General features: G+C 63.7%; 22 protein-coding genes. 2 read left to right on the top strand and 20 right to left on the bottom strand.

The genetic code is table 11. From position 1 onward, the window contains the following. Positions 1–103: 103 nt before the first annotated feature. Complete coding sequence (locus DyAD56_RS16220; protein WP_102303818.1) at positions 104–1,312, top strand: DUF2252 family protein; 1,209 nt, start codon at positions 104–106, stop codon at positions 1,310–1,312. 58 nt (positions 1,313–1,370) lie between these two features. Here DyAD56_RS16220 and DyAD56_RS16215 read toward each other — a convergent pair whose 3' ends face one another. Continuing rightward, entirely contained in the window at positions 1,371–2,315 is a 945-nt protein-coding gene (locus DyAD56_RS16215; RefSeq protein WP_158241368.1) for a transporter, read from the bottom strand. A 207-nt stretch (positions 2,316–2,522) separates the two neighbouring features. Here DyAD56_RS16215 and DyAD56_RS16210 point away from each other — a divergent pair, with 207 nt between their 5' ends. After that, positions 2,523–3,299, top strand: a complete 777-nt coding sequence (locus DyAD56_RS16210) for a hypothetical protein (RefSeq protein ID WP_102303816.1) — start codon at positions 2,523–2,525, stop codon at positions 3,297–3,299. Positions 3,300–3,312: 13 nt separating this feature from the next. Here the strand turns inward: DyAD56_RS16210 and DyAD56_RS16205 are convergent, their stop codons facing one another. From DyAD56_RS16205 to DyAD56_RS16115, 19 genes are all read right to left on the bottom strand, one after another. Continuing rightward, a complete protein-coding gene (locus tag DyAD56_RS16205; protein ID WP_102303815.1) occupies positions 3,313–5,250 on the bottom strand; it encodes an AI-2E family transporter in 1,938 nt (645 codons plus the stop codon). Between the two features lie 90 nt (positions 5,251–5,340). Next, entirely contained in the window at positions 5,341–5,796 is a 456-nt protein-coding gene (locus tag DyAD56_RS16200; protein ID WP_102303814.1) for a chemotaxis protein CheW, read from the bottom strand. 52 nt (positions 5,797–5,848) lie between these two features. Next, complete coding sequence (gene motD, locus DyAD56_RS16195) at positions 5,849–7,012, bottom strand: flagellar motor protein MotD (protein ID WP_102303813.1); 1,164 nt, start codon at positions 7,010–7,012, stop codon at positions 5,849–5,851. 14 nt (positions 7,013–7,026) lie between these two features. Beyond that, positions 7,027–7,767, bottom strand: a complete 741-nt coding sequence (locus DyAD56_RS16190; protein ID WP_102303812.1) for a flagellar motor protein — start codon at positions 7,765–7,767, stop codon at positions 7,027–7,029. Position 7,768: 1 nt separating this feature from the next. Beyond that, the gene (locus DyAD56_RS16185; RefSeq protein ID WP_102303811.1) at positions 7,769–9,721 is read right to left on the bottom strand and encodes a chemotaxis protein CheA; all 1,953 of its coding nucleotides are present in this window, start codon (positions 9,719–9,721) and stop codon (positions 7,769–7,771) included. Positions 9,722–9,724: 3 nt separating this feature from the next. Next, entirely contained in the window at positions 9,725–10,366 is a 642-nt protein-coding gene (locus DyAD56_RS16180; RefSeq protein WP_102303810.1) for a protein phosphatase CheZ, read from the bottom strand. Beyond that, a complete protein-coding gene (cheY, locus tag DyAD56_RS16175) occupies positions 10,363–10,770 on the bottom strand; it encodes a chemotaxis response regulator CheY (RefSeq protein ID WP_102303809.1) in 408 nt (135 codons plus the stop codon). The genes DyAD56_RS16180 and cheY overlap by 4 nt, the downstream gene beginning before the upstream one ends. Positions 10,771–10,899: 129 nt before the next feature. Beyond that, positions 10,900–11,673 carry an RNA polymerase sigma factor FliA gene (locus tag DyAD56_RS16170; protein ID WP_102303808.1) on the bottom strand — a complete coding sequence of 258 codons (774 nt, stop codon included), beginning with the start codon at positions 11,671–11,673 and terminating at the stop codon, positions 10,900–10,902. Position 11,674: 1 nt separating this feature from the next. Beyond that, positions 11,675–12,598, bottom strand: coding sequence for a P-loop NTPase (locus DyAD56_RS16165; protein WP_102303807.1), 924 nt, complete (start codon positions 12,596–12,598; stop codon positions 11,675–11,677). Between the two features lie 14 nt (positions 12,599–12,612). After that, positions 12,613–14,031 (bottom strand): flagellar biosynthesis protein FlhF, encoded by a 1,419-nt coding sequence (gene flhF / locus DyAD56_RS16160; RefSeq protein WP_102303806.1) that lies wholly within the window; start codon positions 14,029–14,031, stop codon positions 12,613–12,615. Positions 14,032–14,175: 144 nt separating this feature from the next. Then, positions 14,176–16,269, bottom strand: coding sequence for a flagellar biosynthesis protein FlhA (gene flhA / locus DyAD56_RS16155; RefSeq protein ID WP_102303805.1), 2,094 nt, complete (start codon positions 16,267–16,269; stop codon positions 14,176–14,178). A 10-nt stretch (positions 16,270–16,279) separates the two neighbouring features. Further along, positions 16,280–17,419, bottom strand: a complete 1,140-nt coding sequence (gene flhB, locus DyAD56_RS16150; RefSeq protein WP_102303804.1) for a flagellar biosynthesis protein FlhB — start codon at positions 17,417–17,419, stop codon at positions 16,280–16,282. 10 nt (positions 17,420–17,429) lie between these two features. After that, positions 17,430–18,200 carry a flagellar biosynthetic protein FliR gene (gene fliR / locus DyAD56_RS16145; protein WP_102303803.1) on the bottom strand — a complete coding sequence of 257 codons (771 nt, stop codon included), beginning with the start codon at positions 18,198–18,200 and terminating at the stop codon, positions 17,430–17,432. Further along, complete coding sequence (fliQ, locus tag DyAD56_RS16140; protein WP_019466569.1) at positions 18,197–18,466, bottom strand: flagellar biosynthesis protein FliQ; 270 nt, start codon at positions 18,464–18,466, stop codon at positions 18,197–18,199. The genes fliR and fliQ overlap by 4 nt, the downstream gene beginning before the upstream one ends. Beyond that, entirely contained in the window at positions 18,463–19,254 is a 792-nt protein-coding gene (fliP, locus tag DyAD56_RS16135) for a flagellar type III secretion system pore protein FliP (protein ID WP_102303802.1), read from the bottom strand. Before fliP ends, fliQ begins: the two co-directional genes overlap by 4 nt. Continuing rightward, on the bottom strand, positions 19,254–19,622 hold the full coding sequence (gene fliO, locus DyAD56_RS16130; protein WP_102304006.1) for a flagellar biosynthetic protein FliO: 369 nt from the start codon (positions 19,620–19,622) through the stop codon (positions 19,254–19,256). The genes fliP and fliO overlap by 1 nt, the downstream gene beginning before the upstream one ends. A 5-nt stretch (positions 19,623–19,627) precedes the next feature. Then, positions 19,628–19,969, bottom strand: a complete 342-nt coding sequence (gene fliN, locus DyAD56_RS16125; RefSeq protein ID WP_102303801.1) for a flagellar motor switch protein FliN — start codon at positions 19,967–19,969, stop codon at positions 19,628–19,630. Next, on the bottom strand, positions 19,966–20,982 hold the full coding sequence (gene fliM / locus DyAD56_RS16120; protein ID WP_102303800.1) for a flagellar motor switch protein FliM: 1,017 nt from the start codon (positions 20,980–20,982) through the stop codon (positions 19,966–19,968). The genes fliN and fliM overlap by 4 nt, the downstream gene beginning before the upstream one ends. Positions 20,983–20,995: 13 nt before the next feature. Continuing rightward, positions 20,996–21,496, bottom strand: coding sequence for a flagellar basal body-associated FliL family protein (locus DyAD56_RS16115; protein ID WP_102303799.1), 501 nt, complete (start codon positions 21,494–21,496; stop codon positions 20,996–20,998). Positions 21,497–22,065 lie beyond the last annotated feature (569 nt).

The following is a 22,065-nucleotide window of genomic DNA, read 5'->3' as shown; positions in this document are numbered from 1 at the left end:
CGACGCTGAACGCCCGTTTTTCGCGGTACTACCCATGCGAAGAACATGACATGTCCTTCATCCTTGATCCGCGAGAGTGGTTTTCGTCCCTACGGAGCTGCTTATGGCCCGTCCAAAGAATGCCGCTGTATCGCCCTCGAAACGACAAGACGCGCTGATCGAGCGCCGCAACACCAAGATGGCGCGGTCCGCCCACGCCTATGTGCGCGGCAACACGGCGCAGTTCTACGAATGGCTTGATTCGCGCGCGGCGCCCCATCTTCCCGCAGGACCCGCCATCTGGATCTGCGGCGACTGCCATATCGGCAATATCGGCCCCGTCGCTGACGATCGCGGCAAGGTGAAGATCCAGATTCGCGACTTCGACCAAAGCGTGATCGGCAATCCCGCGCACGACCTTGTGCGTCTTGCGCTTTCACTCGCCATGTCTGCACGCGGCTCGGACCTGCCGGGCATCATCACCGCCAACATGATGGAAGCCATGCTCGACGGCTATGAGGCAGCCTTCCCGGAAACGGATGATGACGAACCAACGATGCCCGGCGTGATCAAGCTGGTGATGAAGCAGGCCGTGCAGCGCAACTGGAAATCGCTGGCGCGCGAACGCCTGGCCGGCATGCAACTCGAGCTTCCGTTGGGCAAGGAGTTCTGGCCCCTCACGCTCAAAGAACGCAAAGCGATTCAGTCGATCTTCCGCGAACAACAGCTCGACGAACTCGCCACGCAACTTCGCCACCGCGAACCCCAGGGCAAGGTGAACGTGCTCGACGCCGCCTACTGGCGTAAAGGCTGCAGCTCGCTCGGAAAACTACGCTACGCCGTATTACTTGATGTGGACGGCAATGTGGTGGAAGGCGACGACCTCTGCCTGATCGACATCAAGGAGGCGACGGCATCCATCGCGCCGCGCGCAAAGAATGTGCGCATGCCGCGCGATCCCGCCGAGCGCGTCGTGCTCGCCGCGCAACACCTCTCTCCTGCACTGGGAAATCGGATGCGGCCGGCGCGCCTGCTCGACAAGCCCGTATTCGTCCGTGAGCTGCTACCGCAGGATCTGAAGATCGACATCGCGCGCTTGCGACAGAAGCAGGCGCGGCGCGTGGCGGCATTTCTCGCGCATGTCGTCGGTCGCGCGCATGCACGGCAAATGGATGCGGCCGCGCGCAAATCGTGGTGCCAGGAGCTAAAGCGCAATCATTCACGCACGCTCGATGCCCCATCATGGTTGTGGCAAGCCGTCACCGGTCTACTCTCGATGCACGAGCGCGACTATCTGGATCATTGCCGACGCTACGTCGGCGGCCATGCCTGAGCCGAAAACGACGAAGGCCGCCCCAAGGCGGCCTTCCTTAACTTTCCTATCCGGCACGTTAGAGTGAAATGGTTGCCGTGAGCATCGCCGGATTGCCCTGAGTACGATTCTGGACGTCGAACTCATGCAGCCAGCGCAGAGAGAACTCGACCTGGCCGCCCTGCCACTTCTTCAGATAATTCACCATGGGGCCAATGGCCAGTGAATGCCCCTTGAAGCCATCCAAGCGGTCGGCCAGCGGGCCGGAATCCTTCTCCAACTGGTAGATCCATCCACCCACGGCGCCGACACCCCAGCCCGTTGGAAAACGCTTCACCAACAGTGAGTCGATGCGGAAGACCGGGCCGTTCTGATAGTTCGTCGCGTTGTCCCTCGTGTAGAAGTCCACCGCACTGGTCGTGCTCCACTCCAACGAGCCCTTATCGAACAACTGCGTATAGCCGATCGTGGGGGAGAACACCCAAACGTTGAGGCTGTCATTGGCGAGCGCACCCTTGGTGTAGCTTCCCGTGGGCGCTTCGATGTACAGCGCCAGCGACATGTGCTGCGTCTGACTGAAATGGTGGCTGGCAATCACCGGAGCGAAGCTTGCGTCGTAAAGGCCTGTCGCGCTGTCTGTCTTGCTGGCGGAAAACGGCCCGAAGCGCGCGTTGGCGTTGACGTTCACATAAGCGAAAGGCACGTCCACCATCGAGGCGAAATTCCACGATGACGGCTTGGTATTCCAGATGTACATGCCAACGAACGACGCCAGCTGGAATTCGGCCTTGACGCCTAATGCCGAACCACCACCCGCAATCGGCACTTCCTTCGACGCACCGATGCTGCCGCTGTAGTAGCCGTAGCCAACCTCCCAGTTCCAACCGGGCGTTGGTGGCACCAGACCCGCATAGGAAGTTGCCTGAAGCCCGGTGATCGCTTTACCCACACCACCCTCGGTGGCGAAGGCAGGTACCGCCGCCGTGGCAGCCAACAAAAGGAATGTGGATAGAAGTCGTTTCATAAGATAGCTGCTAAGACGGAGGGAAAGGGCTAAAGCCGGCCGCGTGGGCGCTTTGGCGAGGTAAAGCGTGGCTTCCCGTACCCGTACGGACAAGCGAAGATCTACGCAGCAGAGGCAAGTAGAAATACGCATGACATGTCTTCGACGAGGCACCCATCATGGAGTGGGATACCAAGGGTCGAGACCATGCGTATATCAAGAAAGACCATGACCTTCCTTGCATGGCCGATGCTGCTGAGCACGCCGCTCGCACATGCCCAGTCCAGCGACGAAATGAACGCCGCCAACAACCCGTTGCAGCCCTCCGTAGCCCTGAACCTGCAAGACGACTACACGGGCAGCTACTACAACACCAATGGAGCCGATGCCAACGCGTTCCTGCTGCGCGGCGCGCTGCCGCTCAAGCTGTTCGGCTTGCCGCAACTATTGCGCGCCACCCTGCCGGTGACGACCACGCCGAGCATCCAACCCAATGGCCGCACCACCAACGTGGGCGACCTGAATGTCTTCGACGTGGCCTTGTTCAAGGCCGGGCCATTCGAGATGGGTGTAGGTCCGCAATTGACAGCGCCCACCGCAGGCTCTGATCTCACCGGTACGGGTAAATGGCAGGGGGGACTTGCGGTGCTGGCCATATCACCGCAGCCGTGGGGGCTCGTCGGCGGACTGGTGACGTGGCAACACTCCTTTGCCGGCTCAAGCAACCGGCCCACGCAGAACAACCTGCAAGCGCAGCCGTTCTTCATCTACAACCTGCCGCGCGGCTGGTATCTACGAAGCACGGCGACATGGAACTGGGATCTGCACGCAGGTACCCACTACCTTCCCATCGGCATCGGTACCGGCAAGGTGTGGCGCGACAGCGCCGGCACCACGTACAACTTCTTTGCCGAACCGCAGTTCACCGTAGCGCGCGAAGGTGTCGCGGTGCCGCACTTCCAGCTCTTTTTCGGTCTGAACATGCAGTTCCCGATCAAGCGTTAAAAGGCCCTGGCGCTCACGCTGCAGCGGCACTTCCCGAGGGGAAACGTGCAATCGCCTGTTGCGCAGCCTGCTCCAGTGACCGGACCACTTCATTGACGTCAGCGTTGACGGGCAACTCCGCTTCGGTCGTCACCAACGGCTCCGAGAACAACACACCGACGATACATGCCTCTGGGATGCTGCTGCGCACCGTGCCGACGGCGTCGCCGAAGACACCCCGTTCAACGATGGGAAGGGTGCTCACCAGATAGACCATCGAGACGGCATCGGGCGTGGCATCGGGATGCGGCTCGTCATCGAACGACGTGAAGTCCTCGATGGACAGATGGCGCGCGTCGATATGCAGGTCGCGCAGGATCCGCGTCAGCAGCTCGGTGGCGAGATCGTCGGCAACCGAGCCCAGGCCCAGGCACAACACCACGGAGCCAGCAGGAACGGTCAATGGCCCTTGCCAGCGACCAAAGGCATCTTCGCGGTGCTGTCGCAAGCTGCGACCGATGCTTGTGCCGTCGAGCACGGAGGCGCGTCGGCGCCACCGCGTCCATTTGCTCTCGTGACTATCGAGTGCTTCCACCACCGTCACGATGGTCCGCTTCACCGATGTCTGCTGCGCGGCGTTGATGGCGCCAGCGGTAAGGTCGACGCGGGCCAGCTGCAGCGCTGGCAGCAACACGGCATCGCAGTAAGCGGCGAAGCTTTTGCGTTTCAGGAACTCGCGTGCCTCGCTGATGATCTCCCCGGCGTCGCCAGACAACGCGCGCTGGTACACGCGCTGCGGCATGGTGAGCGCCGGCGCGTCGCCCAGCAGAATGTTGAGCAGGTCCAGCGCTTTCACGTGGCGTCCCGCCACTACCAGGCACAGCGTGAGCGGCGTGGACATCAGCAGACCCACCGGACCCCACAGCCAGCTCCAGAAAATGGCCGCCACTACCACCGCCAACGGCGAAAGACCCGTCGTGTGTCCGTAGAGAAACGGCTCGATGAGCTGGGATACCACGATCTCCACCACGAGATAGAGCACCACCGTCATCACCAGCAGCGACCAGCCGGGCGACACCGCTGCCGCAAACAGGCAGACCAGCGCCGCCACCATCCACACGCCGATGTAAGGCACGAAACGCAACGCTGCCGTCAGCGCTCCCCACAGCGGCGCACTAGGAACGCCGATCACCGTCAGGCCGAGCCAGATCGCCACGCCGACGCTGAAATTGACCGAGAAAGTAGAAATAAAGAAACGCGACAATCGCTCGCCCGCATCGTTGATAGCGGCCGTTGTCGCGCGCAGATCGGTGCCACCCGCCAAACGGATGAAGCGATCACGTAGGGATTCGTGCTCCAGCAGCACGAAAATCAGCACCACCAGCACGATGCCCGCGGTTTCCACCGGCACCCACGCGGTGGACAGCAAACGAGTGACGAGTCCGATCGGCGTGGATGGAACCTTGACAGACGGCTGCGCACCCTTTGATTCGGCTGGGGCATTGGTGAGGTAAGGCGGCGCAACGAAAGGCGACGCGGTCGTGCCAGCCTGCGCAGGCGCCGTGCCCTGCCCCGTGTTGTCCATCACCTTGCCCAACTCACCCTGCAGCAGATCCAATCGGCCAAGCGTTTCTTCGCGCAGCGATTGCACCTTGGTGCGGATAGTCACCTCGTACTGCGGCAGGCTGCGTGCCACGTGGACCACCTGCGTACCCATCATCGTGGCCAGGCCGCTGACCACGACGACCAACGCCACCACGGCGATAAGCACTGACGTGGTGTGTCCCAAACCGACGCGCCGGTACAAGCGCACCCAAGGCGCCATCAGCAGGCTGAGAAATAATGCGAGAACGATCGGGACCAATACCTCTCGCCCGAAATAAAGCAGCGCCAGCACGCAGGCCGCGGCGATGATGACGACCGCGCGTTGACTCGCCGACGCAACCGGCAATACAGGGTCTTGCGACGACATGGGCCGGTCTCCTCTCCACCATGGACTGGACCGGGGGCAACCATGTTGCCCCCGGTGTCGCAAGGATAGCCGCGACCGGCGCCGGAAAGGTCAGGCCGCTTCGTGCTCCAGCGGCAGGCGACATAGACGGCGTACGTCAAGAAGTGCCACAAAGCCGCCCTGCGAGGGCAATACGCCGTTCACGGGATCGTCATCGCGCGCTGAACCGCCAGGCAGCGGCGGCGCGATGTCATTGGCGGCAGCCGACAACAGGTCACCGATGGCGTCCACGCGGATGCCCACCAGATGCACGCCGTACGAAAGCATCACCTGGCGCACCTGGAACGGATCGGCACGCCCTTCCTCGGACAAGCCAAGGCGGCGACGGCCATCCAGCACGGGCACGATGCGGCCACGCAGATGCCGGATACCCAGCAGATCGGAAGCTGAGCCCGGCACAGGCGTCAGCTCGCCATCGCGGAGCACTTCGCTTACCTGTGTCAGGGGTGCGGCATACATCTGCCCACCGATGCGGAAAGACAGCCAGTCTTGAGTGTTCCGGGTCATGGCAGCGACTCCCCTGTGGTGACCTTGACGGTCGGTACTTCAAGCATGCAATTCATGGACCATGCTCCGGCGAGGTCACGCGGGCGGCGCCGACAGTGATAGCGCCGGCCGCCATATCGGGTATGGGAGCCTGCGGCGCCAGCTCCGGTTTGGCGTCGCCGTCCTGTTGGGCGGTGTGCGTGGGTCGGGCCAGGATCACCTTGTTCACCGGCACGGCATCGATCGGCCGAGGCGCGACCACTTCGATGGTTGGCACCGCCCCAGGGACGTTCGCGGCGGGCGTCGCACTCGTCAGCACAGGCGCCGTCACCGCCGCAGCAACCGATGCGGCGGATGCCGGTGCGGCGGCATTGTCGACCGTCAACTGACCCGCGTTCTGCGCATCGTTGTAGAAGCGCTTCGGCGCGTTGTCTTCGCTCAGCACCACGATAAGCACGCGTCGATTGTGGTTACGGCCGTCTTCGGTTCCATTGTCGGCAGTAGGACGGAATTCGCCCCAGCCCATGATGCCCAGGCGCGAAGGCTCCACGCCCTGCTCCGAGAACAGGCGCGCCACGCTTGCTGCACGCGCAGCGGACAGCTCCCAGTTCGACGGATACAGCGAGGTGTTGATCGGACGATCGTCCGTGTAACCCTCTACGCGTACGGGATTGGGAAACGGCTTGAGGATGGACGCCATGTTGTCCAGCGCATCCATCGCCTCCGGTGAAAGCTTGGCGGCGCCGCTCTGGAAGAGGATGTCAGTGCGCAGCTCTATCTCCAACCACGAGGTGGTCTTGCGCACGATTACCATCTTCTTGTCGATCAGCGGCTGCAACGCGCGCTGCACCTGATCGCGGATCACTTCCAGGTTGCGCCTTTCATCGCTCTGCGACGCCGAACGCATATCGCTCGCGCGGACGAGCTGCGGGCGCGCAGGAATCGGCACGCTCACCGGCGTGGTCGCCGCGCCGGGCTGCGTTTGTGGCGAGGCGATAGCCGGATCGACGTTGTGCGGCTGCGCGCGCGTCTGCGGCATCGGAGCAATCACGTGGCTGGAGCCGTTGAACGCCTCGATGATGGAGTTGGACATCACGCGGTACTTGCCTTCGTTCACCACCGACACCGCGTACATCACCACGAAAAAGGCGAGCAGCAACGTCATCAGGTCGGCATAGGGGATGGCCCATGCCTCGTGATTGACGTGATCTTCGTGATGTTTTTTCTTCCTGGCCACGATGCTCGCCCCGGTTACGCCAGGTAACCCTGAAGCTTGGCTTCGATCTGGCGCGGGTTCGCGCCTTCGGCGATCGACACCAGGCCCTCGATCAGGATTTCGCGCATCTGCGTCTGCTTGTGGATCAAACTCTTCAAGCGGGCAGCCATCGGCAACATCCACAAGTTGGCCAGAGCCACGCCGTAGATGGTGGCGACGAAGGCGGCGGCGATGCCGTGACCGAGCTTGCTGGGGTCGGCAAGGTTCTGCATCACCGCCATCAGGCCCATCACGGCGCCGATGATGCCCATGGTGGGCGAGAAGATGCCGGCGCTCTCGAACACCTTGGCGGCGACAAGGTCATGGTGTTCGCGCGCACCCACTTCCACTTCCAGCACACCGCGGATGGCGTCCGGCTCGCTGCCGTCGACCAGCAACTGCAGGCCCTTGCGCGTAAAGGTGTCGTTTTCCGAATCGATCTGCGGCTCCAGGCCCAGCAAGCCTTGGCGGCGTGAAATTTCGCTCCAGCCGACAATGCGGCTGATCAGGTCCGATGGCTGGTGCTGCGGTGGCTTGTACACCAGCGGGAACATCGCGATGGCGTGTTTGAGCACCTTGCCGGAGTTCTGCACCAGCAACGCCGCGATGGTGCCGAGAAACACGATGACGAACGCGGCGGGATTCCACAGCGCTTCCACGCTGGAACCCTTGAGGATGGTGCCGACGATCACGACCACGAAGGCCAGGATCGTACCGATGAGACTTACCAGGTCCATGTCAGGTCGCTACACGAAGATTGGGGAGGAGTTGGCCGTCGCTGCCGGACAAACCGGCAAGATCCATCACCAGCGCCAGACGGCCATCGCCGGTAACGGTCGCGCCTGCTACGGCAGGCACGCCTTCAAACAGGGGGCCAAGCGGTTTCACCATCACGTCTTCACGGCCCAGCACCTCATGCACCAGGCAGCCCAGACGCATATGGCCGATATGCAGCACCACCACGTGGCGTCCCGCAGGCCCATCCACACCGATCCAGCCGCCGAGATCCGCCAGCGCCAGCGCGCGACCACGGTGCGAGGCCACGGCGCGGCCATCGAGTTGTTGTTGCTGACCCGCGGCGAGTTCGAACACCTCGTCCACGTTGCTCAACGGCAGCGCCAGCAGGCGCGCGCCCACGCGCACCATCAGCACGCGCTGGATCGCCAGCGTCAGCGGCACGGCCAGTTCCAGCGCGCTGCCCTTGCCGAGCTGCGAGCGCACCGACAGCGTGCCGCCCAGCTCGACCACGCGCGTCTTCACCACGTCCATGCCCACGCCGCGCCCCGAGATGTCGGAGACCGTGGCCGCCGTGCTGAAGCCAGGGCGGAAGATCAGCTCATAGCATTCGTTCTCGGACAGGCGTGATGCTTGCGCCTCATCGATCACGCCCTTCTCCACCGCCTTGCGGCGCAGGATCTCGGGGTTCATGCCGCGTCCGTCGTCAGACACGGTGATGATGATGCGCTCGCCCCGCTGGCTCGCACCCAGCGTTACCGTACCCTTGCGCGACTTGCCGGCGCGCTCGCGCTCGTCCGGCATTTCCAGGCCATGATCAAGCGCGTTGCGGATCAAGTGCACCATGGGATCAGCCAACGCTTCGACCAGACTGCGGTCGAGGTCGGTGCCCTCACCTTCCTGCACCAGTTCCACTTCCTTGCCCAACTGACGCGACAGGTCGCGCACGATGCGGGGAAAGCGCTGAAACAGTCGACTCACCGGCTGCATACGCATGCCGAGTACGGCGTTCTGCAAGGCATCGGCGACGCGATCGAGTTCGCTGGCAGCCAGCTCCAGTGTTTCGTCGCCGGTCTTTGCCGCCAGGCTCAACAATCGGTTGCGCACCAACACCAACTCGCCGGCGCGATGAACCAGCGCATCAAGGCGCGCCGTGTCCACACGAACGGTGTTTTCAGGTGCGGGCGCCGCGTGCTTTGCCGCCGGAGCCGCGGGCGCGGCTACTGGCGCAGCGACCGGTACGGAAACGTTCGTCCCGGGAATACCGCCCTTGCCGTGAAGATTGTCCAGCAACGACTCGAACTCGTCGTCAGAAATCGCTCCGGATACGGCAGCCGGCAACGCGACTGCTGTTGCGCCCGGTGCAGAGCCTGAGCCATGCAGGTTGTCCAGCAGGGCTTCAAACTCGTCGTCACTGATGCTGCCGGACGCCGTCGGCGACGCCGCAGGCGCGCCTGGCGCACCGCCCGTGCCGTAAAGGCTGTCGAGTAGCGCTTCAAATTCGGAATCGTCGATGCTGCCATCGGCCGGCGGCGGCGCCACAGGCTTCGGCGGCGGTGCTGCCGGCGCAGCGGCCGGACCAGGCATCAAGCGTTGCAGCAGCGCTCGCGGCGGCATCGTCATCGCGCTGCCGCCGGCCAGTGCCGCCATCATGTCGTTGAGCAGGTCCAGCGCTTCCAGCAGCGCGTCCATACGGTTGGCGTCGAGCAGCAACTGCCCGTTGCGCGCCACATTGAGCAGGTCTTCGGCGTGATGGCACAACTGCACCATCGGCTCGATGGCAAGAAAGCCCGCGCCACCCTTTACCGTGTGGAACGCGCGGAACACGGCGTTCAACAGATCGGCATCGCGCGGCGCGGCTTCAAGCCCAATCAACTGCTCACCCAGGCGCTGCACGAGTTCCCCGGCTTCCACCAGGAAATCGTTGCGCAGCTCGCTGTCAAACGAAGGGTCCATCGATCAGAACCCAAATTCGCTCAACAAGCGATCCGCTTCGTCCTGGCTGGTGACCTTGACCGGGCCCGCCGCCGCTTCGCCGGACGCCAGTGCGCCGGTGAGGCTCACCAGTTCCAGCAGCGAGTTCTCGACGCTGCCGATGAAGTTCACGACCTTCTTGATGCGCTGGCCCGAAAGATCCTGCCACGACTGCGCCACCACGAAGTCGGCAAGACCGTCGCGGCACGCATTCGCGAACGACTGCGACTGCTTTGCCAGCACATGCGCCACGTCGCCTTCAGACGTACCGTCGATCACTGCGCCGGCGTTTTCGGCCAGCGATTCAGCCTGCGGACGCATGCGCTCGACGAAATCGAGCGAGCGGTGCGCGGCCTGCGAGCTCATTTCCAGCACGTCTTCCAGATGCTTGCGCGCATCGGCGACGCTGCCCGGCACGCCTTCCTGCGCCAAGTCGCCGCCAAGGCGGCGCACGGCATCGTGCAGGTCACGTGCAAGCAAGCCCAGCGCACGGAACACACGCTGTTCGCGCTCACGCACCAGCACATCGAGCGCCTGCTCGAAAGCGGCGCCATTCGGGCTGTTCAGCAGGTCGTGAAGCTCTTGCGGCATCGCTTCGCCGGCCATCAGAGAGACTTGTGCGTTCATGCGCTCGCTCCGCTGGCGGCCAGGCGTTCGAAGATCTTGCCGAGTTTTTCCTGCAGGGTGACGGCAGTGAACGGCTTGACGATGTAGCCGTTCACGCCTGCCTGTGCGGCGGCGATGATCTGGTCGCGGTTGTTCTCGGCGGTCACCATCAGTACCGGCAGGCCCTTCAGCGCGGGCTCGGCGCGAATGGCGCGCAGCAGGTCGATGCCCGTCATATTGGGCATGTTCCAGTCGGTCACCACCATGTCGAAGGCGTTGTTGCGCAACATGGTGAGCGCGTTCTCGCCGTCGTCGGCTTCCTGGATCAGCCCGTTGCTGAAACCCAGCTCGACCAGCAGGTTGCGAACGATGCGCCGCATGGTGGAGAAGTCGTCCACCACGAGGATCTTCATATTCTTGTCCAAACGCTTTCTCCGCTGCGCGTGTGTATGACTTGAGTTGAAACAGGGACGAGGGACAAGTTGCGAGGGCGCAACAACCGAGCGTTTGCTCGACCCTTCACGGCGCAGCGACCGTTGGGATGTGCGTCCTCGTTATCCGCCCTTCGCCCCTTTTCGTTTTCCTGCCTGTCTTTCCTGCCCCTCATGCCAGCCGGTCATGCGCGCCCTTAGACGCACAATGGCCTGGCCGTGGATCTGGCAGACGCGTGACTCGGTTACCCCGAGCACCGCGCCGATCTCCTTGAGGTTCAGCTCTTCCTCGTAATACAGGGACATCACCAACTGCTCGCGTTCGGGCAGGCCGCCAATGGCCTCCACCAACGCCTCGCGCATACCTTCGTGCTCGACGCTATCGGCGGGGCTCAGGCTGTCGCCATCGGCCACGTCGAACGCCGCGCCACCATCCGCATCGTCCGGTGCGGAAAGGCTGAGCAAGCGCGCACTCGCCGCGTCCGCCAGCACCTGGTGATATTCCTCGGCACCCATGCCCAGCCGCCGCATCACTTCGACGTCCTCGGCATCCGCACCGGTTTCAATTTCAATCTGACGTACGACCTCCGCCATCTCGCGCACTTTTCGATGCACCGACCGTGGGGTCCAGTCGGTACGCCGCAACTCATCGAGCATCGCGCCACGGATGCGGATACCCGCAAACGTTTCGAAGCTCGCATTTTTGCCGGTGGTGAAATTGCGCGCGGCCTCCAGCAAACCGATCATGCCGGCCTGGATCAGGTCGCTGACGTCCACGCTGGGCGGCAGGCGGCCCATCAAGTGATAGGCGATCCTTCGCACCAGGGGAGCGTGCTGGCGAACCAGTTCGTCGGCACTCTGCTTTTGCAGTTGCAGATATTCGGAAGCCACACTCATGTCACCACCCCGTCGCTACTGCGGCCTGCCTGCTGAAAAAGGCGATGCGATCCAGGCCCAGTCGCTCGGGTTCACCCCATGTATCGACCGCACCCGCCAATTGCTTGAATGCCAGCCCCGAGCGGCTCGACGGCCACAGATCCACCACCGCGCTCTGGCGCTTGATGGCCTGCTTGAGCCGTTCGTCGTGCGGGACATGGCCCATGAACTCCAACGCCACGTCGAGGAAGCGATCGCAAACCCTTGCGAGTTTCTGATGCAACTGCTTGGCTTCGCCGACGTTGCGAACCATGTTCGCGACCATACGGAAGCGGCGTACGCCAAAGTCCCGGCTCAGTACCTTGAGCAAGGCGTACGCGTCGGTCAGTGAGGCCGGCTCGTCGCATACCACCACCACCACATCGTCCGCCGCGGCGGCGAACATCGCCACGTTGTCGGAAAGCCCTGCGGCCGTATCCACCAGCAGATAGTCCGGCGGCGACACGAGGTCGTCGAAGGCGCGGATCACCGCGGCGTGCTCGCCCGAGCCCAACTGCGCAAGGCGGCGCGTGCCCGAACCGGCCGGCACCACCTTCAAGCCGTGCGGCGCGTTCATCAGCAGGTCTTCGATGCTGCACGTGCCATCGAGTAGGTGGCCGACGTGGCGCGTGGGCGTAAGGCCCAGCAACACGTCGATGTTGGCCAGGCTCATGTCCGCGTCGAGCAGGATCACCTTGTGACCCTCCTTCGCCAGCGCCATGCCCAGATTCACTGACACCGTGGTCTTGCCCACGCCACCCTTGCCCCCGGCCACTGCGATAGCGCGGCAGCGCTTGCGCGGCGCGGCGCCACTGAGTCCGTACGCCTGATCCTGCACCGGCATCTGTCGTCCTTGTCGTTCGGTCAGCGCACGCAGCATGCTCTCCAGCCCCATCGCCTGATTCATTGCGAAAACACCGTTCATGCGCTCGCCACCGCCAGTCCGAAACGATCCGCCATCACCGCGTCATCCGCGGGGGCGTTACCCTTGAGTGCTTGCGCGGCACGGCACACCAGCACGCGCGCGTCGGCCGTGGCGATGTCCTCCGGCACACGCTGGCCATCCGTTACATAGTCCAGCGCCAGCCGATGCCGGATCAGCACCGACAGCGCACCGCCGAGGCTCGGCGCCTCATCGAGCTTGGTCAGGATGCAGGCATTGGGCTGCACCGGCAGGTAGGCGCGTACGGCCTCGTCCAGTGACGATGCATGCGCGTTCGCCGCGAGTACCAGGCAGGCGCGCAGGTCGCCGCCATTGCGCAGCACGTCCAGTTGTTCGGCCAGTCGCGGATCGCCACCGGCCAGGCCGGCGGTATCCACCAATACGGTGTGATGGCCACGCAACAGTTCCAGCACGTGGCGTAGGCTGTCGGCGTCATAGGCGGGATACACACGCACGCCGAGCAGGCAGCCGTAGTGCTCCAACTGCGCCGCCGCGCCGATGCGGTAGTGATCCGTGCTGACCAGCGCGACTTGCGATGCGCCGTGACGCATCACCGCGCGTGCGGCTAGCTTGGCGATGGTGGTGGTCTTGCCCACGCCGGTCGAGCCGACCAGCGCGGTGACACCGCGACGCTCTGCATGGTCCCGCGGACCAATGGCCAAGCTGCGACTCAACACGCCCAGCGGCAGGTAACGCGCCTGTTCGGCATTGATATCCGCCGGCAGTTCGTCGACCAACTGGCGCGCCACGTCCGGCTCGATGCCGAGGCGGGTCATTTCGCGCAACACGCGAGCGCGCATCGGCTGACGGCGCTCCATATCGTTCCAGATCAGGCTGGACAACTGCGTCTCCAGCAGGTCGCGCAGGCTGCCCAGCTCGGCGCGGACGCGCGCGGTGTCCTGCATGGCGCGTTCGAGCAGTGGATGCAGCGTGGCCGGCACATCGGTGGCCGCTGCGGGCACGGCAGCGTCCACAGACGCGGACATCTCCGCGACGGCTTTGACTACCGGCAAGTCGGAAACATCAGCGACACGGCTGCTCAGCACCGGCTCCACGCGCGCTGCAGCAGCACGGCGAGAGAGCGACACCGTCACGCCTTCGTCATCGCGACGGTTCGCCGTCGGCAGCGGCGGCGGCGCGACGTCGGAACGTCGCGTAGCAGCGGCACGGGCTTCGGGCGCCGGCGCAACGGCAGGCGCACGGTTCTCCACTTCCAACGGCGCGCCGTGGCGTGCGGCCTCGCGTACCAGTGCCTCGTCGTAATCGACGGCGGCGATGATCTCGATACCCTCGTCCATCCGGCGCGTAGACAGGATCACCGCATCCGGGCCCTGGTCTTCGCGTACTTCGCGCATGGCCTGACGCATATCCGGGGCCACGAAACGCTTGATCTTCATGCCTTCTGGCTCCACGAGACGCGGGCGAGGTGCGCATGACGGGACCGCATGGCCAAGCCTTGCGTCACGCTCGCTGCGCTCATCAAAAGCCCGGTCTTTGCACCCTCGCTACGCATCCTTCGTCCCTCGCTCATCTGTTCGAAATTAACGGCCCAGTGCCTGCACCAATCGCACGCGGCGGTTGTCGGGCACCTCGTTGTAGGCCAGTACGTGCAGGTTCTGTGCCACATGGCGGGTGAAGCGCGCGAGCCACGGACGGAGCTGCGGCGCAACCAGCAAAACCGCCGGTTCGCCGCTCATTTCCTGCTTGCGCGCGGCGTCGGCAACGCCCTGTTGCAGGCGGTCGGCAAGGCCCGGTTCCACCGCGGCGCCCGCCACGCCGCCATTTGCGAGCGACCCCAGTAGGATCTGCTCCAGCTCCGGCGCCAGCGTAATAACCGGGATCTCCGTGCCCAGGCCCGAGATCTCCTGCACGATCTGTCGACCCAGCGCCACGCGTACCGCTGCGCTGAGCGCGCCGGGATCCTGACTCTGGCCCGCGTGCTCCGCCAAGGATTCGACAATGGAGCGCATGTTGCGGATCGGCACCCGCTCGGCCAGCAGGTTCTGCATGACCTTGACCACCACGCCCAGCGACAGGCGCTTGGGCACCAGGTCTTCCACCAGCTTCGGCGCGGTCTGGGCGAGACGGTCCAACAACTGCTGCACGTCCTGGTGGCTGAGCAGTTCGTGCGCGTGGCTCTGCAGGATGTGCGACAGATGCGTGGCGATCACCGTCGCCGGATCAACCACGGTGTAGCCCAGGCTCTGCGCCAACTCGCGCTGACCGGACTCGATCCACAAGGCTTCCAGGCCAAATGCCGGATCGCGCGTGGCGATGCCCTGCAGGCCTTCCTGCACACGGCCCGGGTTGATCGCCAGCAGGCGATCGTTGTGCACTTCCGACTCACCCATCGGCACGCCCATCAGGGTGATGCGATACGTGTTGGGGCCCAGGTCCAGGTTGTCGCGGATATGCACCGCCGGCACCAGAAAGCCAAGCTCCTGCGACAGCTTGCGACGCACCGATTTGATGCGCCCCATCAGCTCGCCACCCTGGTGCGTATCCACCAGCGGAATCAGGCGGTAGCCGACTTCCAGGCCCAGCGGATCGACGCTGGCCACGTCTTCCCAACCCAGCTCGAGGCGTTCGGTCGGCGCGGCGGCCGGCGCAGCCACTTCCGTGGCGGCCTTGGTCACGCGCTCTTGCGCCTCACGGTCCCGCTTCACCATCAACCAGGCCGCACCACCGCAGGTGCCACCCAGCAACAGAAAGGCGATGTTGGGCATGCCCGGGATCATGCCCATCACACCCAGCACCACACCGGCCACAGCAAGCGCGCGCGGCTGGCCGAACAACTGGCCGACGAGCTGCTTGCCCATGTCGGTGGACTTGGATACGCGCGTCACGATGACAGCCGTCGCGATCGACAGCATCAGCGACGGCACCTGCGCCACCAGACCGTCACCGATGGTGAGCAACGTGTACGTCTTGGCCGCTTCGCCTGCCGACAACCCGTGCTGCAGCACGCCGACGAAAAAACCGCCCACGATGTTGATGATCAGGATCAGGATGCCGGCGGTGGCATCGCCGCGCACGAATTTCGACGCGCCATCCATCGAGCCGTAGAAATCCGCTTCCTCGCGCACTTCCTGGCGACGCTCGCGTGCCTGCTCCTGGTTGAGCAAACCGGCATTGAGATCGGCGTCGATGGCCATCTGCTTGCCGGGCATGGCATCCAAGGTGAAGCGCGCGGTCACTTCGGACACACGCGTGGCACCCTTGGTCACCACCACGAAGTTGATGATGGTGAGGATGGCGAACACCACCAGGCCCACCGCGAAATTACCGCCGATCACGAACTCACCAAACGCCTCGATCACCTTGCCCGCTGCGCCGGGGCCGTCGTGGCCATGCAGCAGCACCACACGGGTAGAGGCGATATTGAGTGCCAGGCGCAACAGCGTCGCCATCAGCACCACGGTCGGAAACGCCGCGAACTCCAACGGACGCATCACGTAGATCACCGCCAGCAGGATCACCAACGACAACGCGATGTTGAAGCTGAAAAGCATGTCGAGGATGAAGGGCGGCAGCGGCAGCATCATCATCGCCAGCGCGGCGAGCATGATCACCGGCGCGCCAAGGCCGCGGCGTCCGAGCGTCTTGAGAGTGCCAAGGGCGGTAGCGTTTGCCATCACTAGTCCATCAGAGCTTGTAGGGACCCATCAGGTCCGGATCGACATCGGGTTGCGGCGCCATCGGCGGCTGCTCACCGCGCGACATCGCCTGCTTGAGCTGGAACACGTACGCGAGCACCTGCGCCACGGCGACGTAGAGCACGGAGGGAATCTCGCGGTCGAGCTGAGTGGTGGCATACAAAGCGCGTGCCAACGGCGGCGCCTCCACCACGGGAATGCGATGGCTGGCGGCGACCAGGCGGATCTGCAGCGCCAGCTCGTCCATGCCCTTGGCGATCACGCGCGGCGCACCCATGCGGCTGTCGTCATAGCGCAGCGCCACGGCAAAGTGGCTGGGGTTAGTCACCAGCACATCCGCCTTGGGGAGCTCCTGCATCATGCGCTTGCGCGCCATCTGGAACTGCATCTGGCGAACACGGGCCTTGAGCTCGGGGTTACCCTCGCTTTCCTTCGACTCGTCCTTCAGCTCCTGGCGCGTCATACGCAAGCGCTTGGTGTGATCGAACTTCTGGTACAGCGCATCTGCGCCGCCGATCAGCGCCAGGATGGAACCGAACAACAGCGCACCGTGGCCAAGCAGGCTCATCGCCTTCAGCGTGCCCGCGCCCACTTCGCCGCGACCGGTGGACATCAGGTCGGTCTGCCAACCCTTGAGCACCATCACCAACACGGCCCCGATCAGCAGCAGCTTCAACAATGATTTCGCCAGCTCCACCAGGCCGCGCATGGCAAAAATGCGGCCAAGACCGGCGATAGGGTCAAGCCGCTCGAACTTCGGTTGCAATGCCTCACCGCTGAAATTGAGGCCACCCAGCAGCAGCGGCGCGGCCAGCGCGGCCAGCATTGTCGCCACCGCCATCGGCGCGAACAGCGAGAGCGCTTCGTGCATGGCCATCGACAGAACACGGCTGGGCAATTGATCACTGAACAGCGCGTCGCGCCCGTAACTAAGGCCTAGGCTGTAGATGCGGCGCACGTGCAGCATCGAGCTCTCGCCGCCGTTCATCAACGCGGCCACACCCGCCAGCACCACCACGGCGCCAGACAGATCCCTCGATCGGGGAACGTCGCCCTTCTCCCGCGATTCCTTCAGGCGTTTTTCGGAGGGTTGTTCAGTGCGTTCCTGATCGTCGTCCTTCTCGGCCATGGCGTCGTCCTCAACCGCCGGCCAGCTCGTGCATCAGCGTCCACGCGCTGTTCTGCAACGACTCAAATGCGCCCGGAACGCTGTGCATCGACAACCACAACGCGACGAACCCCAGCGTCACCGTGATGGGGAAGCCCACCGCGAACAGATTCATGGACGGCGCCGCGCGACTGATCGCGGCAAAACCGATATTCACCATCAGCAGCGCGGTCATGGCCGGCAAGGCCACGCGCACGGCGCCACCGAACAGATGCGTGGCGAACGCCGCCACGGCATAGAGGCCGTTGGTGCCGATCACGGGCTGACCCGGCGGCAAGGTGTGGAAGCTGTCCGCCAACAGCGAGATCAGTTGCAGGTGGCCATTCATGGCCAGGAACAACAGCGTCACCATCAGCAGGTAGAACTGGCTGAGCACCGGCGAGCTGCCGCCGCCGCGTGGGTCCACCGTTTCAGCGAAACCCAGGCTCATGCTCTGCCCCACCAACTGGCCGCCCAGCGACACGCCCTCGAAAGCGAGTTTCAATACAAAGCCGATGGCGGCACCCATCAGCAGTTGGCTCACCAAGGTGGCGATGCCATCCGCCGTCATCGGGTTGATGCTGGTCGGCGCCAACGGTGCCAGCACAAACGCGAGCATCACCATCAACGCGAGACGAATACGCTGCGGCAGCACCGCGTCGCCAAACACGGGGGCCATCAAGAACAGGCCACTGACGCGGGCCATCGCCCACAGCAGCGAGCCGATCAACCCCTGTATTTCGGCGAGTTGCACCGTGGTCATTTCACCGCCCCGGGCAGGCTTTCGATCAACTGCCGGGTGAACTGCACCAGCGTGCGCAGCATCCACGGACCTGCGATCAGCGCGACCGCCGCCATGGCGATCACTTTCGGGATGAAGCTGAGCGTCATTTCGTTGATCTGCGTGGCGGCCTGCACCACGCCAATGATCAAGCCCACCGCCAATGCCGTAAGCAGCAACGGCGCAGCCACCATCATGGCGACGTAAAGCGCGTGCTGGCCGAACTCGATGACGGATTCAGGCGTCATGTGTAGAAGCTCCCCGCCAACGTGCCCAACAGCAACGTCCAGCCGTCGACCAGCACAAACAACATGATCTTGAACGGCAACGAGATGATGGTGGGCGACACCATCATCATGCCCATCGACATCAGCACGCTGGCCACCACCATGTCGATGATCAGAAACGGGATAAACAGCAGAAAGCCCATCTGGAACGCGGTCTTCAGCTCACTGGTGACGAACGCGGGCATCGCCACGCGGAATGGCACGTCGTCCTTGCTGGCATAGGGCTGTTCATTCGCTAGATGCGTGAACAACTGCAGATCCGCCTCGCGCGTCTGGTCCAGCATGAAGCGCTTGAACGGCGCGGCCGCAGCCGGCACAGCCTGCTCGGCGGACATCTGGCCATCCATGTAAGGCTTCACGCCGTCGGCATAGGCGTGGTTAAGCACCGGCGACATCACGAACAACGTCAGGAACAGCGACAGGCCAAGCAGGATCTGGTTCGACGGCGTGGACTGCGTGCCAAGTGCCTGACGCAGAAAGCTGAGCACGATCATGATGCGCGTGAACGACGTCATCATCAGCAACACGGCCGGCAAGAACGTGAGCACCGTCATCAGCGCCAGCAGCTGCAGCGACAGCGTCCAGTTCTGCGCGCCGCCCGGCGCGTTCTGCACCGTCAACACCGGAATGCCGGCGCCCGATGCGGGCATCTGCGGCATGGAAGGCATGGTGGGCATGGCCGGCGCAGCCCAGGCCAACAGCGGGCTCATCAGCAGGATGGCCACGAGAATCCAGCGGAACGACTTCATCACTTGCGCTTCCAACGGGCCAGTACATCGCCGAACGGCGTGATCGGCGGTTGCGGATTGGCTTCCGGCGCAGGCGCCGCACCCTCATACACGTGCAACGTGCGCATGCCGCCCTGACCCATGCCGATCAGCAAACGCTTACCGTCCGCTTCGACCAGCATCAGGCGATCGCGTGCGCCCACCGCCATGGTTTCCACGCAGCGCATGCGGCGACCACCCGGCGTCGCGCGCGCCTGCAGCCGGCGACTGAACCAGCCGGCCACAAAGATGAGCGCGATGATGCCGACCAGGCTCACCAGCACGCGTACCAATTCACCGCCGACGTTGATCTCCGGTGCGGCGACAGGAACGACCATGGCAAGGAACATCAGGCTCACCGCAGCTTGCGAACGCGTTCGGCCGGGCTGATCACGTCGGTGAGGCGGATACCGAAACGTTCGTTGATCACCACCACTTCACCGTGTGCCACCAGCGTGCCGTTGACGAACACGTCCAACGGTTCGCCGGCGGAACGGTCCAGTTCCACCACCGAGCCCTGGTTGAGCTGCAGCAGGTTGCGAATGCTGATGCGCGTACGGCCCACTTCCATGGCAAGCGTGACCGGTACATCGAGGATCATGTCGAGATTGACTTCGGCACCATCGCCTACGGGGGCGTTGAGCTGGTCGAACTCGACGCGCTGGGTGGCCAAGACGGCGTCATTGGGCGGGATCATGCGGGGTCAATCTCCAGGGTGGTTTCAGTCGACAGGCGCACTTCGCGGCGGCCGGTCTGTGCATGGAAGCGAACAGCAGTGCGGCCGTTGTTCTGGCCATAGATGCCGCGGAAGATCGGCACGTCCTCGGCGAAGACCGTGCTGAACTCCGGCAGTTGGATGGGAATCACATCGCCCGGACGAAGGCGCAGGAACTCGCCGATGCTCAAGCGGGTTTCAAGCAGGAGCGAACTCAGCTCCACCTCGGCATCGATCACTTCGTCCTGTAGCGTTTCGGCCCAGCGGTGATCACGGTCAACGCGGTCGCTCTGCACGCCGGCATCGAGCAGCGTACGGATCGGCTCGACCATCGCGTACGGCAGGGTGAGGTGTATTTCGCCACCACCGCCGTCCAACTCGATATGGAACTTCGACACCACCACCGTTTCGGTGGGGCTGACGATGTTGGCGAACTGCGGGTTGATCTCCGAATTGAGGTACTCGAAGTTCAACGGCAACACAGGCGCCCAGGCTTCCACCATGGAAGCGAACAGCTCGGTCAGCACGATCTGGATCACGCGGTTCTCGGTCGGCGTGAAATCACGACCTTCGATACGCGCATGGAAGCGACCATCGCCGCCAAAGAAATTATCGATAACAGTGAAGACCAGACGCGGCTCCATCACCACCAGCGCCGTGCCGCGCAGCGGCTTGATGCGCACCAGGTTGAGGTTGCTCGGCACAGTGAGTGCGTGCACGTACTCGGCGAACTTGACCATCTTCACGCCGAGCACCGATACCTCACAGGTCTTGCGCAACACGCCGAACAGCGCACTGCGGAAGAAACGCGCGAAACGGTCATTGACCATCTCCAGCGTCGGCAGGCGACCACGAACGATGCGATCCTGCTGCGTGAAGTCGTACGTAATCACCGCATCGGGAGGCAACGGCTCGTCGTTACCCGTTTCGACGGCACCACCTTCCACGCCGTCCAGCAAGGCATCGATTTCTTCTTGTGAAAGCAGGTCGCTCATCGGCGTGGTTCCGTTACTGCATCACGAAGCTGGTGAAGTACAACGCTTCCACGCCCGGACGGCCCAGGCGCTTCTCGAGAATCTTGCGCACCGCGTCCAACGCCTGCGCCTGCAACTTCTGCTTGCCAGCCGCGTCGCTGAGGATGGTGTAGTCCTGGCTGCTGAACAGCATGACCAGCGCATTGCGAATGACCGGATCGGCGTCCTTGGCGGCGGCCAGCGCAGCAGCGTCATGCGACATCAGGCTCACACCCACCTGCAGGAAGCGCATGGACTGGTCGTCCTTGAAGTTGACGACAAACGGCGGATCCATCGTGAGGTACTGCTCCTGCTTGGACAGCACCACCTTGGGCTCTTCCTGCGCAGCGGCGTGGCCGCCGTTACGTGAATTCATCACCAGATAACCGGTGACGCCGGCCATGGCGAGCATGGCCACGCCCATGAAGATGACGACCTTGTTCGTTCCTTTCTTCGGCGCCGCTGCCGTGCTTTCTGCTTGCTCGTTCTGAGCCATGCGAATCTCTTTCCCTATCAGTGTCCAGACGTTGGCTACCCGCTCGCGGGCGCCCTATGGCCTGTTGATAGCAAGCGGCGTGCCATCAATGGGAGGTGTTGGTGTGACTGGGTTTTCGCGGGGTGACGCGGGGCGGCGGCGCTTTATTGACGCCTGTCGGAGATTGGGCGTGACGGGGGGATGGCGGTTGACGGGGGGTTGTCGCGGGATTCGCGATGGGGGTTTGTCGCGCGCGGTGTTGCTCCCTCTCCCTTTCGGGGAGAGGGTTGGGGTGAGGGGTGGGTGCTCGCCTCATCGTTTCATTGATGCCGTCATCCCTGCGGAGGCAGGGATCCAGTAGCCGTGGGTACGGTTATCGCCTCATGCCTTACCGCGATCTGGCCGCCTACGCAGCGGGCGTTTCGACCTCCTGCCGGAGGCCGAGTCACTTTTCTTTGCTTGCCCAAAGAAAAGTAACCCAAAGAAAGGGCACCCCGGATGAAGCGCCTTCCGGGCTTCGCCCTCCAGGTACGCGTGCGGGTTCCGGGCTTTTCGACGGGGCTCCTGCCCCGGCGAAAAGGAATCGGCAT

The sequence above is a fragment of the Dyella sp. AD56 genome (genome assembly GCF_002878475.1).
In the GTDB taxonomy this organism is placed as follows: domain Bacteria; phylum Pseudomonadota; class Gammaproteobacteria; order Xanthomonadales; family Rhodanobacteraceae; genus Dyella.
Note: the sequence above shows the minus strand (reverse complement) of the source record. Positions and strands in the feature narration are given on the sequence as shown.